The 16,898-nt window shown below is 68.4% G+C and carries 17 protein-coding genes; 6 read left to right on the forward strand and 11 right to left on the reverse strand.

The window, feature by feature from the left end:
• Nucleotides 1-44 precede the first annotated feature (44 nt).
• The 4 genes from K2W61_RS18600 to garL all read left to right on the forward strand — a co-directional run bounded on the left by K2W61_RS18600 (nucleotide 45) and on the right by garL (nucleotide 3,866).
• Nucleotides 45-758: a FadR/GntR family transcriptional regulator gene (locus K2W61_RS18600; protein ID WP_175133988.1), complete on the forward strand. Its 714-nt coding sequence runs from the start codon at nucleotides 45-47 to the stop codon at nucleotides 756-758.
• Nucleotides 759-811: 53 nt separating this feature from the next.
• Nucleotides 812-1,918, forward strand: a complete 1,107-nt coding sequence (locus tag K2W61_RS18605) for an Ldh family oxidoreductase (protein ID WP_336885398.1) — start codon at nucleotides 812-814, stop codon at nucleotides 1,916-1,918.
• Between the two features lie 115 nt (nucleotides 1,919-2,033).
• Complete coding sequence (locus K2W61_RS18610; RefSeq protein ID WP_236756299.1) at nucleotides 2,034-3,029, forward strand: Bug family tripartite tricarboxylate transporter substrate binding protein; 996 nt, start codon at nucleotides 2,034-2,036, stop codon at nucleotides 3,027-3,029.
• Between the two features lie 69 nt (nucleotides 3,030-3,098).
• The gene (gene garL, locus K2W61_RS18615; protein WP_175133964.1) at nucleotides 3,099-3,866 is read left to right on the forward strand and encodes a 2-dehydro-3-deoxyglucarate aldolase; all 768 of its coding nucleotides are present in this window, start codon (nucleotides 3,099-3,101) and stop codon (nucleotides 3,864-3,866) included.
• Nucleotides 3,867-3,917: 51 nt separating this feature from the next.
• Here garL and lysA read toward each other — a convergent pair whose 3' ends face one another.
• Nucleotides 3,918-5,147: a diaminopimelate decarboxylase gene (lysA, locus tag K2W61_RS18620; protein WP_175133965.1), complete on the reverse strand. Its 1,230-nt coding sequence runs from the start codon at nucleotides 5,145-5,147 to the stop codon at nucleotides 3,918-3,920.
• A 127-nt stretch (nucleotides 5,148-5,274) separates the two neighbouring features.
• On the opposite strand from lysA, the gene K2W61_RS18625 reads away from it, so the two are divergent.
• Nucleotides 5,275-6,189 (forward strand): LysR family transcriptional regulator, encoded by a 915-nt coding sequence (locus K2W61_RS18625; RefSeq protein ID WP_175133966.1) that lies wholly within the window; start codon nucleotides 5,275-5,277, stop codon nucleotides 6,187-6,189.
• Between the two features lie 121 nt (nucleotides 6,190-6,310).
• Here the strand turns inward: K2W61_RS18625 and rpsT are convergent, their stop codons facing one another.
• The 7 genes from rpsT to K2W61_RS18660 all read right to left on the reverse strand — a co-directional run bounded on the left by rpsT (nucleotide 6,311) and on the right by K2W61_RS18660 (nucleotide 12,353).
• Complete coding sequence (gene rpsT / locus K2W61_RS18630; RefSeq protein ID WP_006396042.1) at nucleotides 6,311-6,574, reverse strand: 30S ribosomal protein S20; 264 nt, start codon at nucleotides 6,572-6,574, stop codon at nucleotides 6,311-6,313.
• Nucleotides 6,575-6,901: 327 nt separating this feature from the next.
• Nucleotides 6,902-7,873, reverse strand: a complete 972-nt coding sequence (locus K2W61_RS18635; RefSeq protein ID WP_175140604.1) for a FecR domain-containing protein — start codon at nucleotides 7,871-7,873, stop codon at nucleotides 6,902-6,904.
• Nucleotides 7,874-8,070: 197 nt separating this feature from the next.
• Nucleotides 8,071-9,630 carry a murein biosynthesis integral membrane protein MurJ gene (gene murJ / locus K2W61_RS18640; RefSeq protein WP_236756300.1) on the reverse strand — a complete coding sequence of 520 codons (1,560 nt, stop codon included), beginning with the start codon at nucleotides 9,628-9,630 and terminating at the stop codon, nucleotides 8,071-8,073.
• Between the two features lie 111 nt (nucleotides 9,631-9,741).
• Nucleotides 9,742-10,500, reverse strand: coding sequence for a 3-hydroxyacyl-CoA dehydrogenase (locus K2W61_RS18645; protein WP_175133969.1), 759 nt, complete (start codon nucleotides 10,498-10,500; stop codon nucleotides 9,742-9,744).
• Nucleotides 10,501-10,633: 133 nt separating this feature from the next.
• Nucleotides 10,634-11,290, reverse strand: coding sequence for an adenylate kinase (gene adk / locus K2W61_RS18650; protein ID WP_175133970.1), 657 nt, complete (start codon nucleotides 11,288-11,290; stop codon nucleotides 10,634-10,636).
• Between the two features lie 92 nt (nucleotides 11,291-11,382).
• Entirely contained in the window at nucleotides 11,383-12,147 is a 765-nt protein-coding gene (gene kdsB / locus K2W61_RS18655) for a 3-deoxy-manno-octulosonate cytidylyltransferase (protein ID WP_236756301.1), read from the reverse strand.
• Nucleotides 12,148-12,158: 11 nt separating this feature from the next.
• Complete coding sequence (locus K2W61_RS18660) at nucleotides 12,159-12,353, reverse strand: Trm112 family protein (protein ID WP_175140606.1); 195 nt, start codon at nucleotides 12,351-12,353, stop codon at nucleotides 12,159-12,161.
• 210 nt (nucleotides 12,354-12,563) lie between these two features.
• Here K2W61_RS18660 and K2W61_RS18665 point away from each other — a divergent pair, with 210 nt between their 5' ends.
• On the forward strand, nucleotides 12,564-14,810 hold the full coding sequence (locus K2W61_RS18665; protein ID WP_236756302.1) for an IgaA/UmoB family intracellular growth attenuator: 2,247 nt from the start codon (nucleotides 12,564-12,566) through the stop codon (nucleotides 14,808-14,810).
• Here K2W61_RS18665 and lpxK read toward each other — a convergent pair.
• Genes lpxK through K2W61_RS18680 form a run of 3 tightly spaced genes read right to left on the reverse strand, consistent with a single transcriptional unit; the run spans nucleotide 14,807 to nucleotide 16,874 of the window.
• Nucleotides 14,807-15,850, reverse strand: coding sequence for a tetraacyldisaccharide 4'-kinase (lpxK, locus tag K2W61_RS18670; RefSeq protein ID WP_175140608.1), 1,044 nt, complete (start codon nucleotides 15,848-15,850; stop codon nucleotides 14,807-14,809). The genes K2W61_RS18665 and lpxK overlap by 4 nt on opposite strands.
• Nucleotides 15,847-16,260 (reverse strand): ExbD/TolR family protein, encoded by a 414-nt coding sequence (locus K2W61_RS18675; RefSeq protein WP_175133975.1) that lies wholly within the window; start codon nucleotides 16,258-16,260, stop codon nucleotides 15,847-15,849. Before K2W61_RS18675 ends, lpxK begins: the two co-directional genes overlap by 4 nt.
• Nucleotides 16,257-16,874, reverse strand: a complete 618-nt coding sequence (locus tag K2W61_RS18680; protein WP_236756303.1) for a MotA/TolQ/ExbB proton channel family protein — start codon at nucleotides 16,872-16,874, stop codon at nucleotides 16,257-16,259. Before K2W61_RS18680 ends, K2W61_RS18675 begins: the two co-directional genes overlap by 4 nt.
• Nucleotides 16,875-16,898: the final 24 nt, after the last annotated feature.

Below are 16,898 nucleotides of genomic sequence, written 5' to 3' on the forward strand. Positions count from 1 at the left end.
CATCGCCTCCGTCCGCGCCAGCCGCGTCCGCCGAGCCGGACGCCATGGGCGCGCTGGTGCTGGAGCGCGGCCACCGTGTGCGGCTGGCCGACCAGTTGTACGGTCAGATCTTCGAGCAGATCGTCGCCGGCAAGCTCAACGTCGGCGACAAGCTGCCTTCCGAGAACGAGATTTGCGAACGCTTCGGCGTGTCGCGGCCGGTGGTGCGCGAAGCGCTGCTGCGGCTGCGCGCCGATGGCCTCATCACCGCGCACCAGGGCCTGGGCACCTTCGTCAGCCACCAGCCGGCGCCGCGCCTGACCGCCTTCAGCGACGTCGGCAACGTCGGCGCCTACCTGCGCGCGCAGGAACTGCGCGTGGCGCTGGAAGGCGACGCCGCGCGGCTGGCGGCGCTGCGCCGCACCGATGAGCAACTGCACAAGATCGAGGCCGCGCACGCCGCGTTCGCCGACAGCCTGGCGCGCGGCCAGATGTCGGCCGAGGCCGACCTGGCGTTCCACGCCAGCATCACCGAGGCCACCGGCAACGACTTCTATCTCGGGGTGTTGGAAAGCATCCACGAGTCCATCCACGGCTTCATGCGCCTGACGCTCAACCTGACCCGCACCGGGTCGCGCCAGCGCGCCCAGCGCGTCCTGGACGAGCATGCCACCATTCTCGACGCGATCCGCGCGCAGGATGGCGAGCGCGCCCGGGTCGCCATGCAATTCCACCTGGGGCAGGCGCGCCACCGGCTGGTCGACCGCGAACGCGATTGACCGGCCCGCGCAGCGCCCACGGATGGCACACCGACAACAGCAGGAGACAGCGCGTGCAAGGCAAGGGTTTGGCAGGGACAGCGGCATCGGCGGGGCAGGTGCGTGAGCAGATTCTGATCGTGTTGCAGGCCTGGGGCATGGCGCCCGACCTGGCGGCCATCACCGCCGGCCTGATGGCCGAGACGGATCTGCTGGGCATCGATTCGCACGGCATCTCGATGCTGCCGTCGTACGAGGAAAAACTGCGCGCCGGCACGCTCAGGCTCGACGCGCGGCCGCGCCTGGTGCGCGACGGCGGCGCCAGCGCGTTGCTGGATGGCATGGGCGGACTGGGCTATCCGGTAGCGGCGCAGGCCATGAACCTGGCCGTCGACAAGGCGCTGGAGCATGGCGTGGGCGCGGTGTCGGTCTGCAATTCGCATCACTTCGGCGCGGCCGGCGTTTATGCGCGCATCGCGGTCGAGCGCGGCGTGGTCGGGCTGGTGACCAGCAGCGCCAACGGCGTCATCATGGTGCCCACGCGCGGGGCCATGCCCATGCTCGGCACCAATCCGATTGCCTTCGGCGCGCCGGCCGCGCACAACGAGCCGTTCGTGCTCGACATGGCCACCACCACCGTGGCGGCCAACAAGGTCAAGGTCTACGACTTCCTTGGCAAGCCGCTGCCGCCGGGCTGGGCGGTGGACGGGCAGGGCGAACCGGTCACCGCGGCCGATGCCGCCATGCAGTACATCTTCAAGCATCCCGAGGGTGGCCTGACGCCGCTGGGCGGCACGGCGGCGATGAGCAGCCACAAGGGTTATGGCTTGGCGATGATGGCGCAGATCCTGGGCGGCACGCTCAGCGGCAGCGCGCTGGCGGCGCGGCGCAACGTCACGCGGCGGCCGGGCGAACCGGACGATGTCGGCCATTTCTTCCTGGCGCTGAACCCCGATGCGTTCCGCGCCAGCGGTTCGTTCGAGTCGGACATGGACGACCTGATCGACACTTTGCACGACACGCCGCCCGCGCGGCCCGACGAGCCGGTGCTGGTGGCCGGCGAGCCCGAGGCCGCCGAGCGGGCGCGGCGCCGCATCGACGGCATCCCGATTCCTGCCGCCCTGGCTTCCCGCCTGCGCGAAATCTGCCAGCGCGCCGAGGTGCCGTATCTGCTGGATTGAGCGCGCCGCCAGGCGGCAATGAGGGTTTCCCCGCCGGGCGGCGCAAGCCGCGCGGTCATCCACCGACCCGGTCACCGGGCGGCAAGCATTAGAAAAACACGACAAGGAGACAACCATGCAACACAAGACATCGCCGGCGCGCCGCCGGCTGGGACTGGCCGCGATCGCACTGGGCGCGGCCGCCGCAGTGGCCCCGGGGTTGCTGCTGGCCCAGGACTGGCCGACGCGGCCGGTCAAGCTGATCGTGCCGTTCCCGGCCGGCGGCAGCACCGACGCGGTCGGGCGCCTTTTGGCTGCCGAACTGTCCAAGGAGCTGGGCCAGAGCGTGGTGGTGGAGAACAAGGGCGGCGCCAATGGCAACATCGGTTCCGACGTGGTGGCCAAGGCCGAGCCCGATGGCTATACGCTGTTGCTCTCGGGCGTGGGGTCGAACGCCATCAGCTATTCGCTCTACCAGAGCATGCCGTACCGCGACAGCGACTTCGCCCACATCTCGCTGCTGGCCACCGGCCCCAACGTGTTGGTGGCCAACATGGACTTCCCGGCCACCAACTTCGCCGACTTCATCAAGCTGGTGCGCGCCAATCCCGGCAAGTACACCCATGCCAGTTCGGGCAACGGCTCGTCCGGTCACCTGGCCATGGAGATGCTCGAGCAGGCCGCCAAGATCGATCTGGTGCACGTGCCCTACAAGGGCGGCGCGGCGGCCATTACCGACATGATCGGCGGGCGCGTGTCGGTGATGTTCCTGAACCAGGATACGCTGCTGCCGCAGGTCAAGTCCGGCAAGCTGCGGGCCCTGGCGGTGGCCAGCGCCAAGCGCAATCCGGCCTATCCGGACACGCCCACGGTGGCGGAGTCCGGCTATCCGGGCTTCGCCGCCGAATCCTGGTTCGGCCTGTCCGCGCCCGCCAAGACGCCGCCGGCCATCATCCAGCGGCTGAACCAGGCCACCGTCAAGGCCCTGGCCTCACCGGATATCCGGCAGAAGCTGGAGAGCGTGGGCTTCGTGGTGGTCGGCAACGATCCCAAGGCGTTCGCGGCCTTCGTCCAATCCGAAATCAGCAAGTGGGGCGGGGCGGTCAAGGCCTCCGGCGCCCGCATGGACTGACCACGGAGTGGCAACACACCCCGCGCGCCGGGCGGCGCCGGGGCTTCATCAGATGGGAAACACGCAGCAATGACTTCACCCTTGCCCAACCGCTTTCGCCAACGCATCCTGGCGCGCGAACGCCTGATCGGTTTCTGGATGTGCATGTCCAGCCACATCACCGCCGAACTGGCGGGCCTGGCCGACTTTGACTGGCTGCTGCTGGATGGCGAGCATTCGCCCAACACCGTGCCGATGTTCCTGCAGCAACTGCAGGCCCTGCAGGGCAGCGCCAGCGCCGCCATCGGCCGGCCGACCTGGAATGATCCGGTCGAGATCAAGCGCCTGCTCGATATCGGTTTCTACAACCTGCTGATCCCTTTCATCGAATCCGAGGACGACGCGCGCCGCGCCGTGGCCGCGACGCGCTATCCGCCGCAGGGCATGCGCGGCGTGGCCGGCATGCAGCGCAGCAACCGCTACGGCACGGTGCCGGACTACCTCAAGACCATCAACGACAATATTTGCGTGCTGCTGCAGATCGAGAGCCGCGCGGGTATCGAGGCGGTCGATGAGATCGCGGCGGTCGAGGGCGTGGACGGGGTTTTCATCGGTCCGTCGGACCTGGCCGCGGCCCTGGGTCATCTGGGCAATCCCGGGCATCCGGAAGTGCAGGAAGCGATCCGGCACCTCTACCAGCGCGTCAGCGCGCAGGGCAAGGCGGTGGGCATCCTGGCGCCGGTGCCGACGGACGCGCGGCGCTACCTGGACATGGGCATGCACTTCGTCGCGGTCGGCACCGACCTGGGCGTGTTCAAGCAGGCCACCTTCGCTTTGCGCGAGGCCTTTCCCACCTGAGTCCGTGGTGATGGCTCGGCCACGACCCGCGCCGCGGCCGAGCGCCGCGCCTTATTGCTCCAGCGCCAGCAGGTCGGCCACCGTCTGGCGGCGGCGGATCAGGCGGGCCGCGTTGCCGTCCAGCAGCACCTCGGCCGCCAGCGGCCGGGTGTTGTAGTTCGAGGACATCGACGCGCCATAAGCGCCGGCGTTATGCAAGACCAGGAAGTCGCCGATGCGCGGCCGCGGCAGCGGCTGGTCGGAGACCACGCCGCCGGCATCCTGCGTGAACACATCCCCCGATTCGCACAACGGACCGGCCACCGCGATGCGGGCCGTGGCCGTCGGCGGCGTGGCGCCGTCCGGCGCATGCACCGAGATGCGGTGATAGCTGCCGTACATGGCCGGTCGCATCAGGTCGTTGAAGCCGGCGTCGACCAGCGCGAAGTCGCGCTCGGGGCGGCGGTTGATCGCATGCACTTCGGCCACCAGCGCGCCGGCCTCGGCCACCAGGAAGCGGCCGGGTTCGATTTCGAGCCGCACGGCATGGCCCAGGCGCTGTTCGATGCGCTTGCGGGCCGCGTCCCATTGCTCGAAGTAGTGGTCGCAGTCGATGCGCGGCTCGCCCTCGCGGTACGGAATCGACAGGCCGCCGCCCGCCGAGATCGCCTCGATGTCATGGTCCAGCGAGGCGACCACATCGACCATCGCATCGCACACGCTGGACAGGTGGCCATAGTCCACGCCCGAACCGATGTGCATGTGGATGCCGACCAGCTTCAGGCCATGGCGGCGCACGATGGCGATGGCCTCGGCGACGTCGTCGATCCAGATGCCGTGCTTGCTTTGCGGGCCGCCGGTATTGGTCTTGTTGCTGTGGCCGTGACCGAAGCCCGGGTTGATGCGCAGCCATACGCGGTGGCCCGGCGCCTGCTGGCCGACCCGTTCGAGCATATCGAGCGAACCGGCATTGACGGTGATGCCGTGCTTGATCACCAGGGCCATCGTGGCGTGGTCGATCAGGTCGGCGGTGAACACCACGCCGGCCGGCTCGCCCGCGGGCTCGAAGCCGGCTGCCAGGCTGCGCTCGATCTCGCCCTGCGACACCGCGTCCACCATCACGCCCTCGGCGCGCATCAGGCGCAGGATGTGCAGGTTGGAGCAGGCTTTCTGCGCGTAGCGGATCACGTCGAAACGGCGCAGCTGCGCGATGCGCTCGCGGATCACGGCGGCATCGTAGACCCACAGCGGGGTGCCGTGCTCGGCGGCGAGTTGGGTGAGCTGGCGCGGATCGAAAGCCATCTGAACGAAACCTTATGGGGCAAGCGGGTGGAAAAAATGGAAATCAGGCCGCGATCATGCCCCAATCATGTCATCCAGTAAAATGCCTGGATTTTCGATATCTATTCATTGCTGATATGGATTTGGCATGTTGACCCACCGGCATATCGAGGTCTTCCGCGCGCTGATGATCACCGGCAGCGTCACCAAGGCCGCCGAACTGCTGTTCACCTCGCAGCCCACGGTCAGCCGTGAACTGGCGCGCATGGAACAGGCTATCGGCTTTGACCTGTTCGAACGCGTGCGCGGCCGCTTGCGGCCCACCATGCCTGCCCTGGCGCTGTATGACGAAGTGCGGCAGTCGTATGCCGGGCTGGAGCGGGTCGCGTCCACGGCGGCCCGCTTGCGCGCCTTTCAGGGCGGCCAGTTGGCCGTGATTGCGTTGCCTGCGTTCTCGCATTCGCTGCTGCCGGGCGCGTTCCGCCGGTTCAGCCAGGCGCACCCGGGCGTGAGTCTGGCATTGGAGGCGCAGGAATCGCCGTTCCTGGAGGAGTGGCTCACGGCCCAGCGCTATGACCTGGGGCTGACCGAACACGAGCTGGCGCCGGCCGGCACCCGGCTGGCATTGCTGATCGAAGTGGACGAAGTTGCCGTGCTGCCCGATGGCCACCCGCTGCTGGCGCGGCAGGCGCTCGACCTGGCGGATTTCTCCGGCGAGCCGTTCGTCAGCCTGTCGCCCAGCGATCCCTACCGTATCCAGATCGACGAGGCGTTCGCGGCGCAGGGGGTGTTGCGGCGTTCCATCATCGAAACGCCGACGGCGGTGTCGGTGTGCGCGTTCGTGCGCCAGGGGCTGGGCCTGGCCATCGTCAATCCGCTGACCGCGCTCGACTTCAGCGGCCGGGGCCTGCATCTGCGGCCGTTGCGGCGTTCATTTCCGTTCCGCGTCAATCTGGTGTTCCCCGAGCATCGCCCCAGAAACCCGCTGGTCGATCCCTTTACCGCCACCCTGCGCGACGAGGCGGCGCAACTGCTGGCCCGGCTCGCGGCGCGGCAGGATTGAAGGCGGCCGCGCACAGGCAAAACACGGGTAAAAAAACGCGAGCAAAAAAAAGGATGCCCTTGGGCATCCTTCTTCATTTGCCGTATTCATGACGCCCCGTGTGGCGGGGCGGCAGAATGGCTTAGGCCAGCGCCTTGATGGCGGCGGCCAGGCGGCTCTTGTGGCGAGCGGCCTTGTTCTTGTGGATGATGTTCTTGTCGGCCACGCGATCGATCACGCTGCTGGCCTTTTGGAACACTTCGCCAGCCGCAGCCTTGTCGCCAGCGGCGATGGATTGGCGAACGCGCTTGATGGCGGTGCGCAGCATCGAGCGCAGGCTGGAATTATGCTTGTTGCGCTCAACGGATTGGCGAGCGCGCTTGCGGGCTTGGGCGGTATTGGCCATGTTGCTATATAAGTTGAATTCGGCAAAGTCGAACATTTTAGCAAGTCCCCTGGGGATTGCAAGCTTTAAATGCCGTGTCTGCCGATGGAGCGCCCGTCAACCGGGCGGGGGGCGCTGCGGGGAAACCGTTGGGGCTGCGGGAGCTGCGCAAGCGGTTCCGCAGGGAGCGGGGTAACCAGGCCGGAACCTTGTGGCATCGAGGAAACAACGCCAGGTTGCGACCCAGTGGCGTTCCTGCTGCGCCTACTGGATAAAAATACGGTGCTCAGTATACAACGAAGCCGCTATTCGTTACAGCGCCGTGCCGTAAATAGGAAGCTGGCGTGGTCAGGTCGCGACGTTGATCGAGACGAACCACGGGGTGTAGCGCCGCACCTGGATCGGCATGGTGTCCTGCAGCGCTTCGAGGGCGGCGTCGGTGTCGTCCAGCGGAAAATGGCCGGATACCGGCAGGCCGCCGGCGGCCATGGAGACGCGCAGGGTGCCACTGCGGTAAGGGCGCAGGGCGGCGACGATTTCCGCCAGGGGGCGGCCACGGGCGTCGACCCAGCCGGACTCCCAGGCGGCCTCGGCCATCAGCTCGGCGCGCGGGGTGTCGATACGCGAGGCATCGAAGCGCGCGCCGGTGCCGGCGCGCACGATCCCATGGGCACCGGCCATGGTTTCCACCACGACCTCGTGTTCATGCACCACCACGACCGTGCGCTGGGCCTGCTGGCGCACCATGTAGCGGGTGCCCAGGGCGCGCACGGTGCCTTCGGCGGTCTGCACCAGGAACGGCCGGCGGGCATCGGGCGCCACCGACACCGTGACGGCGCCGTCCAGCAGCCGCACCTGGCGGTAGGCCGGCGTGAAGTCCAGATTGACGCGGCTGCGCGCGTCCAGCAGCAATTGGCTGCCGTCCGACAGGATGTAGCGGCGGCGTTCGCCGGTGGCGGTGGCGGCATCGGCCGCGACGTTGCTCAGGGGGTAAAAGGCATTGCCCACGTACGCGGCGCAGGCGCCGGCGCTGGCGAGCGCCAGCGAGCCGGCCAGGAAACGCCGGCGCGGCGGCGCGCCGACGGCCGAGGCGGCTGGCGGCGGGGGAATCTGCGGAGGCGGCGCGGTCGTGGCATAGCCGGCCGGATAGGCATCGCCCAACCGGCCGAAATTCGATCCCGCCAGTGTGCCCGTCAATTGCTGCCAGGCGTTTTCATGGAGAGGATCGGCTGCGCGCCACGCCAGGAAATCGTTGTAGTCCTGTGCTGTCGCTTTACCGGAGCGCAGCAGCAGCAACCAATTGATCACTTGGTCCGCCATGGGTTGTCCTTGGGCGTACTTCACTTCATCACGCCGCCTGGCTAGCCAGGCGGGAGTCCTTTCGATGGCAATTTGTAAATAATAAAGGTTTTTTACCAAAGATTACCGGCTGCTTGTCAATTCTTGACGAATCAAATGCAAAAAAAGCCGGCGGGTAGCCGGCTTTTCTTCGGAGATTGGGGCGTGAACGCCCCACATCAGGCGGCCGAGCGACGTCCGAAGTCCCGGGGACGGAACCCAAATAGTAACAACATGCCGAAGTAGACCACGCCGCTGGCCGCCAGCACACCGCCGAGCCACAGCGCGCGCAGGCCCGAGTGGGCCTGCAGCCCGATCCAGTCGATGCGGCCATCGGCGTAGACCAACAGGGCCGCCAGCGCCGCCAGGGCCGGAATCAGCCGCAGCGCGAAGCGGCCCCAGCCGCTGCCGGGCAGATAGATGCCACGGCGGCGCAAGCCGATCAGCAGGGCCAGTGCGTTCAGGCAGGCGCCCAGTCCGATCGCCAGTGCGAGGCCGGCATGCGCCAGTAACGGCACCAGCATCAGGTTCATCAATTGGGTCAGGATCAGCACGCCGATGGCGATTTTCACGGGGGTGCGGATGTCCTGCCGGGCGTAAAAGCCGGGCGCCAGGATCTTCACTGCCAGCAGGCCGATCAGCCCAGCCGAATAGGAAATCACGGCCAGCCGCGTTTGCAGCACATCCTGCGCCGAGAACGCGCCGTAATGGAATAGCGTGGCCACCAGGCCGTCCGACAGCAGCGCCATGCCCACCGCCGCCGGCAGACCCAGCAGCAGTACCAGCCGCAGGCCCCAATCCAGCAGCGCGCTGTAGCCGCCGCGATCGTCGCGGGCGTGGGCCGCCGAGAGGCTGGGCAGCAGCACCGTGCCCAGGGCCACGCCCAGCAGTGCGGTCGGGAATTCCATCAGGCGGTCGGCGAACGACAGCCAGGTGACGCTGCCGGGCGTGAGCCAGGTGGCGATGTTGGTGTTGATCAGCAGCGAGATTTGCGCCACCGACACGCCCAGCGTGGCCGGCGCCATCTGTCTGAGGATGCGCTGCACGGTCGGGTCGGCCCAGGCCGCGCGCAGGCCGAACGAGAAGCGCGGCGTCAGGCCCAGCCGCGCCAGCGCCACCCATTGCACCGCCAATTGCGCCACGCCGCCGGCCATCACCCCGATCGCCAGCGCGTATACCGGCACCTCCATGCGCGGCGCCAGCCAGAGGCAGGCGGCGATCATGGACAGGTTCAGCAGCACCGGCGTGAACGCCGGCACCGCGAAGCGCCGCCAGGTGTTGAGCACGCCCGAGGCGAACGCGATCAGGGACATGCAGAAGATGTAGGGGAACATCACCCGCGTCATCCAGACGGCGGCGCCGAATTCAGTATCGCGCGCCGCGCCGCGCAGGCCGCTGGCCATGGCCGACACCACCCAGGGCGCGGCGATGATGCCGACCAGCGTGACCGCCATCAGGGCCGCGGTCAGCAGCAGCGCCACCCGGTCAAGCAGAGTGCGGACCTCGGCTTCGGAACGGCTGTTGCGGGCATGGCCCAGGATCGGCACGAAGGCCTGCGCGAAGGCGCCCTCGGCGAACAGCCGCCGCAACAGGTTGGGAATGCGGAAGGCGACCCAGAAGGCGTCGGTGATGGGGCCGGCGCCGAAAGCGCGCGCCACCAGGATGTCGCGGATCAGCCCGGAAATACGGGACAGCAGGGTGAAGCTGCTGACGGTGGCGGCCGAACGGAACAGGCTCATGGGGTGACAGCGGAAGAAAACGGGCGGGCCTGCCCGGGGTATTGCAAGGAAGGGGCGCCGGCAGGCCGGCGCCCAAAGCATCGCCCCCTCCGGGGAGGGGGCGTCGGGCGATTACTTAGGCGGCATGCGGATGGCGCCGTCCAGGCGGATGGTTTCGCCGTTCAGCATGTCATTGGTGATGATGCTGTGCACCAGCTTGGCGTAGTCCTCCGGGCGGCCCAGGCGGGCGGGGAAGGGGATGCTGGCGGCCAGCGAGTCCTGCACTTCCTGCGGCATGCCGAAGATCATCGGGGTGCCGAAGATGCCGGGGGCGATGGTCATGCAGCGGATGCCGGTCTTGGCCAGGTCGCGGGCGATCGGCAGGGTCATGCCGGCAACGCCGGCCTTGGAGGCGGCGTAGGCGGCCTGGCCGATCTGGCCGTCGAACGCGGCGACCGACGCGGTGTTGATCATCACGCCGCGCTCGCCGGTGGGCTCGGGCGTGTTGCCGCTCATGGCCTCGGCGGCCAGGCGCATCATGTTGAAGCTGCCGATCAGGTTGATCGACACGACCTTCTGGAACAGGTCCAGCGGATGCGCGCCGTTCTTGCCGACGATCTTGGCGGCGGGCGCCACGCCGGCGCAGTTGACCAGGCCGAACAGCGGGCCGAGTTCCTTGGCCGCGGCCACGACACGCTGGCCATCGGCCTCTTGCGTCACGTCGCAGTGCACGTAGCGCTGGCCCAATTCCTTGGCCAGTTCCTCGCCCGGGCCGTCCTGCAGGTCGGCGATGACCACCTTGGCGCCGTTGGCCACCAGCATGCGCGCGGTGCCGGCGCCCAGGCCGGATGCGCCACCGGTAACGATGAATACCTTGTTCGCGATTTCCATGTCTCTACCACCAGATCAATTCAAAGGATGAAAACGGCGCGGCGGGCGCCGGATGCGACAAGGCCTTCGGGCCGGGGCCGGAACGCTGTGCGTCCGGCCGGCGCCGAAGGCCCCGGGGCCTGCGCAGCGCCAATCAGCTATTGACGGCGTCGAACAGGCGCGACTTGATTTCCTCGACCGCGCCGACGCCGGAGATCTTGCGATACTTCGGCGCGTCGGCCGGGCTCTGCTGGGCCCACGACGAGTAATAGTCGACCAGCGGGCGGGTCTGCTGGCGGTATACGTTCAGGCGGTTGCGCACCGTTTCCTCGCGATCGTCGTCGCGCTGGATCAGGTCTTCGCCGGTGACGTCGTCCTTGCCTTCGACCTTGGGCGGGTTGAAGCGCACGTGGTAGCTGCGGCCGCTGGGCTGGTGCACGCGGCGGCCGCTCATGCGTTCGATGATGTCTTCCTCGGGGACTTCGATCTCGACCACGTAGTCCAGCTTGACGCCGGCGCTCTTGAGGGCGTCGGCCTGCGGGATGGTGCGCGGGAAGCCGTCGAACAGGTAGCCGTTGGCACAGTCGGGCTGCTTCAGGCGGTCCTGCACCAGGCCGATGATGATCTCATCCGAGACCAGGCCGCCAGCATCCATGACCTTCTTGGCTTCGATGCCCAGGGGCGTGCCGGCCTTGACCGCCGCGCGCAGCATGTCGCCGGTGGAAATCTGGGGAATGCCGAAGTGCTGGGTGAGAAACGCGGCCTGAGTGCCTTTGCCGGCGCCGGGCGGTCCGAGCAAGATGAGACGCATGAGTGCTCCTGAATGGGGTTTAATTTTTGTGATCCGAGCGATTATGCCGCAATGCAACAGCCTCTGCGGGGCCGCGCCATGCGAAATAACCCTTATATACGATTGCGGTAGATCAAGCGAACGCGTTCCAGATCGTCCGGGGTATCTACGCCGGCGGCCGGAGGATGCGGAGCCTGATGGACGACGATGACGTGGCCATGCTCCATGGCGCGCAACTGTTCCAGCGACTCGAACCGTTCCAGCACGCCCTGCGGCAGGGTCGGGAAGCGGCGCAGGAACGACACGCGGTAGGCATACAGGCCGATGTGGTGCCAGGCGGGCAGGCCCTCGGCCAGCACGCGCGCGCCGCCGGCCAGCGCATCGCGCGCCCATGGGATCGGCGCGCGCGAGAAATACAGCGCGCGGCCGTCGTTGGCGCAGACCAGCTTGACCACGTTGGGATTGAACAGCGCCTCGGCGTCCGCCAGCGGACAGGCACAGGTGGCGATGTCCGCCTGCGGGCTGTCGGCCAGGCGCGCGGCCACCGCGTCGATGAGTTCCGGTTCGATCAGGGGTTCGTCGCCCTGCACGTTGACCACGATGGCGTCGTCCGGCAGGCCCAGCTGTTCGACGGCCTCGGCCAGCCGGTCGGTGCCGGTGGGGTGGTCGCCACGGGTCATCAGGGCATGCAGGCCATGGGCCCGCGCCGCCTCCTGGACCCGGGCGTCATCGGTGGCGATGTAGACCCGGGCTGCGCCGGATTGCAGCGCGCGTTCGGCGGTGCGCACCACCATCGGCTTGCCGGCGATGTCGGCCAGCGGCTTGTCGGGCAGGCGGGTGGAGGCGGTACGCGCCGGAATCAGGGCGATGAAGCTCACGATGGCGCGGGTCAGGCGGCGGCGGGGGCGGGGGCGGGGGCGTCGTCCAGCGAGCGCGCCTCCGATTCGAGCATGACGGGGATGCCGTCGCGCAGCGGGAAGGCCAGGCGGTCGGCGCGGCAGACCAGTTCGGCCCGGGTCCGGTCGTGTTCGAGGCGGCCCTTGCACAGGGGGCAGACGAGGATGTCGAGAAGGCGGGATTCCATGATCGCGATTCTAAAACAGTTTGGACCGTCACAGCCCGCGTCCGGTCTCGGTATGCGCCGCAAAGCGGGCGGCATCCGGTCCGCACGGGGGGGACGCTGAAGTATTCGCTCTGTTAAGTATTGTTATATTTTGACGCGGCCGTTAGAAATTTCGGGACGGATGGTGGCTATGATGCGCCGCAACACGAGGAAAGAGGAAAAAACAGGACAATGGATTCCAACACCATACGCATCGGGTTGATGCTCATCATCCTGGTCTGGTCTGTCATCAGCGCCATCACCTACATGATGCGCCGCAGTGACAACAAGGGGGCGTTGCGCCAGCTCAAGCAGAATGGCCAGCCCCTGCGCCGTTTGAGCGCCGAGGAACAGGCCCTGCTGCAGCCGTTCCTGGTGCAACCGGCCAAGCCCACCCAAAGCGTGGCGCTGGTGAGCGATGGGGTGTTCCCGCTGCGTGGCGCCTTTGTGCGCCACGGGCTGGAATCGAGCCACGGCGGCACCACCATGCACAACACGCTGGGTGACGTCGATGTGGTGCTGCCCTACGACGCGCTCGATTACCTGCGCGAGGACAACCAGGCCGAAGTGGTGGTGACGGAGAAATTCGCCATCGTGGTCGGGCTGAATGGCGAATTCGACCTGGCGGGCGGGCGCGAGCGCGAAGCGCGGCGGCAGAAGCAGAACCAGCAATGGAACAGCGGCAAGCTGGGCGACATGCAGAATGTGGTCGACGCCGGCGAGGCCGTCGACACGGATCGCGGCGCCCCGGCGGGCCAGGCCGAGCGCGAGTTCGAGCAGGCCATGCGTGTCGAGATCCTGAGCCAGCGCGACGAAACGCCTGCCGAGATCGCGGCGCGGCGCTCCGTCGGCATCGCTTTCTGGCCCGCGATGCTGTGGTTGGCGGCTTTCGGCTGCCTGGGCGTGGCCGCGGCTGGCGGCGGCTGGCCCTGGCTGGCCGGCGCGGCGCCGTGGGCGTTGCTGGCGCTGTGGTTGACCTGGCGCCGCCGCCCGCTGGGCGCGCCGCAGAAGGTCAATCGCGCGCGCGGCGAGCTCAACGCCATTGTGCTGACCAACCCGGCCAACGCGCAGGCGGTGTCGACCCAGCTGTTCCTGGGAGACAAGATCCCGGTATCGCTGCCGGACCATTGGCGCCAAGGGCTGGAATTGCCGGAGGACAGGCGCGTCGACGTCGATCTGCGGGTCGAGGATTACGCCGTGTTGCGGCTCGGGCAGCGTTATTCGGTGGACGAGGAACAGCGCCGGTTCCCGCAAGTGTTCTGGGGCCGCCATGTCACGCTGGCGCTGGCCGGTCTGATCGCCGGCGCCGCGCTGGGCCTGGGGTCTGGCGATCAATTGCCCGGCGATCTCGCGCTGACCACCGCCTGGGCGCGCGGCGCGCCGTTGCGCACCTACGAATCGGCCGCGGCGTTGGCGCAGGATCCGCCCGCGCCGGGCGATATGATCGCGCTCAAGGGCGCCGGGCGCTGCCAGTTCCAGCCGGATGCCGATCGGCCCGGCGAAGTGCATATCGACTGCGCGCGCGTACGCTGGCAGGGCGATGCGCTTGCGGCCAGCGATCTGGGCCTGGCGCCGGCGGTGCTGCAACTGTATTCGGGCGGCTTTCTCAAGACCCGTCCCAACCCGATGATGGATCTGCTGGTGCGCACCCAGGTCTATCGCGGCGCGGCCGCCAACCCGCTGGCCGGCTACAACGCCCGCAATATCTCGGCGCTGACGGTGAGCCGGGTGACCGATCTGATCCTGACCACGGAGTTGGCGTGCGATGCGGCCACTGGCGAGGCCATCGCCGAGTGCGATCGCTTGAAGTCCGGCCTGGTCGACAAGCTGCTGCTGGCGCGCGACGAGCCCGTCAACTGGCTGGAACTGCTGCGGCTGGCGCAGGCCGGCGCCTTCAAGCAGAAGGACAATTCCGACGATGCAGTGATCATTTCGCGCAATGCCGACGAGGTGCGCAACCAGGCCAGGGCCAGCATGGCGCTGGTGGTGCGCCACGCGGTGGCGCGGGCCAGCCAGGATCTGGCCGAGCGCCAGCGCGGCGGCGTGGTGTTGAACGTGGCGCCCGGCCCTTATGCTGAGCTGCCGCAATTGCCGCAGCCGCGCCACAACCGTGCCGGCGATTTCGACCCGCTGCAGGCCTGGAACCAGCGGGCCGCGATGATGGCGGCGGATGGCGCCCTGCCATTCCAGGTCGCCGGCTTCGTTACTGCGGTCGGCAAAGAGGCCTCGGGCGCCACCGTGGTCGACATCGATGCGCAGCGCGCGCTGCGCGACCCCTGGCCGTCGCTGGCGCGCGTGCTGTGGCTCGCGCTGGCGGCATTGCTGCTGTTGGTTCACTTGCCGCTGGCGCTGTTGCGCCTGCGCGCGGCATCTGCCCGCAAGCGTGCCCTGGCGGAATACGCCAAGCGTCCGGCCCCGGCGCGGGCGGCGTTCTTCTAGGCTGGGCGTGGCTGGCGCAGGCGCTGCGCCAGCCAGTCGAACAACAGGGGGTCGGAAAAGCCGGCCCGCACAGGCACTTCCCACAGGCGCGCGTCGTGCAGCGCCGCGCACTTGATGGCGTCCTTGGACGTCACCAGGATGGTCGTGGCCGCCAGGCCCGCGAAGGGCGAACGGGCGTAATCGTGATGATCCGGCAGCGCCAGCGTCGCGGCCAGCGTGATGCCCTGCGACCGCAAGGTGGTGAAAAAGCGTTCGGGATTGCCGATGCCGGCGGCCGCGGCCACGCCTGGCTGGCCGGCGAAGTCCGCCAGCGGTCGCCGGGCGCCATCCTCGATGCGGCGCGCGTCGGCCGGCTCCAGCCACATCGCCACCTGGCGCGGACCCGTCGCCTGCGGCGGCGCGGCGCGGCCGTCGGGCACGCCGATATTGGTCACCACCGCATCCACTTCGCGCAGCCGGCTGGCGGGTTCGCGCAGCGGGCCGGCGGGCAGCAGACGGCCATTGCCGATGCCGCGCGGGTCCTGCACCACGATCTCGACGTCGCGCGCCAGCGCCAGGTGTTGCAGGCCATCATCGGACACGATCACGTCCACCTGCGGATGCTCGCGCAGCAGTGCCTGGGCGGCCAGCGCGCGGCGCGGATGCACCGCCACGGGCGCGCCGGTGGTGCGCGCGATCAGCGCCGGCTCGTCGCCGAACCGCGCCGCTTCCAGTTCTCCCTGGCCGACGCGCGCCTGCGGTCCCAGCTTCACACCATAGCCGCGGCTGACCACGCCGGGCGTGTAGCCGCGCGCGCGCAGGCCCTCGACGGTGGCGATCACCATGGGGGTCTTGCCGGTGCCGCCGACGTAGATATTGCCGATCACCACCACCGGCACGGGGGCGCGGTACGCCGGCCTGCGGCCATCGCGATAGCCGGCGCGCTTGCGCGCCACCACGCGCGCGGTCAGTGCCGCCAGCGGCCGCAGCAGGGTGGAAAGCCAGCCGCCATGCTGCCATTGGCGCGCCAGCAGCGAGGCCTTGGGGGAAGGCGTGTTCACCGGGCGGTCTGGGCGGCGAAGTTGACGCGGCCGATGCCGGCCAGGCGGGCCGCTTCCATCACGTTGATCACGGACTGGTGGGTGGCCTGGGCGTCGGCGTTGATGACCACCAGCGGTTCGGTCTTGCCGGCCGCCGCCTGGCGCAGCACCTCGGCGATCTCGGGCGGCGTGGACACGTCGATCAAGGTGCCGTTGAGCGCATAGCGCCCGTCCTGGCTGATCGCCACTTCCAGCGCCGGCGGGGTTTCCTGTTCGGCCGAGGCCTGTGGCAGCGTGACCTTCAACTGCGTGAAGCGGGCGAAGGAGGTGGTGGCCGCGAGGAAGATGAGGATGACCAACAGGACGTCGATGAGCGGGATCAGGTTGATGTCCAGCTCGTCACGGTCGCCCCGCGAACCCCGGAAATTCATGAACGGTCCTCGCGCGAGCCGGGCGCGACGGCGCGCGCCAGGCGCGCGGCCGAGATTTCCATGGCGTTCAGATAGCCATCGACCCGGCTGCGCAGGTAGCGGTGGGCGATCATGGCGGGAATGGCGATGAGGATGCCGAAGCCGGTGTTGTACAGCGCGATCGAGATGCCGCGGGCCAACTGGGCCGGATCGCCACCGCCGGGCGTGTACGAACCGAAGATCTCGATCATGCCGACCACGGTGCCGAACAGGCCCATCAGCGGCGCCACCACCGCGATGGTGCCGATGGCGGGGATGTAGCGGCTGAGATCGTGGGCGATGGCGCGGCCGGTGTCCTCGACCACGCTGCGCAGTTCCTCGCGCGGCAGGTGGCGGTGGCGCATGACCTCGGCCAGCACGCGGCCCAGCGGGGAATTGCGTTCGAGGCGGTTCAGGGCCTCGGGGCTGTCCTGGCGGTTGCGCAGCATGTCGGCCACCTGTTCGTTCAGGCCGCGCGGCAGGATCTGGCTGCGGCGCAGCGACAGGAAGCGCTCGAAGATCAGCGCCAGGCCCAGCACGGAAGTCGCCAGCAGGGGCCAGATCGGCCAGCCGGCCTCGCGCAAGATGGAAAGCAAAACAGTCGACTCCAGGGGAGGGGC

The organism is Achromobacter pulmonis (assembly GCF_021733725.1).
Classification (GTDB): domain Bacteria; phylum Pseudomonadota; class Gammaproteobacteria; order Burkholderiales; family Burkholderiaceae_B; genus Achromobacter; species Achromobacter pulmonis.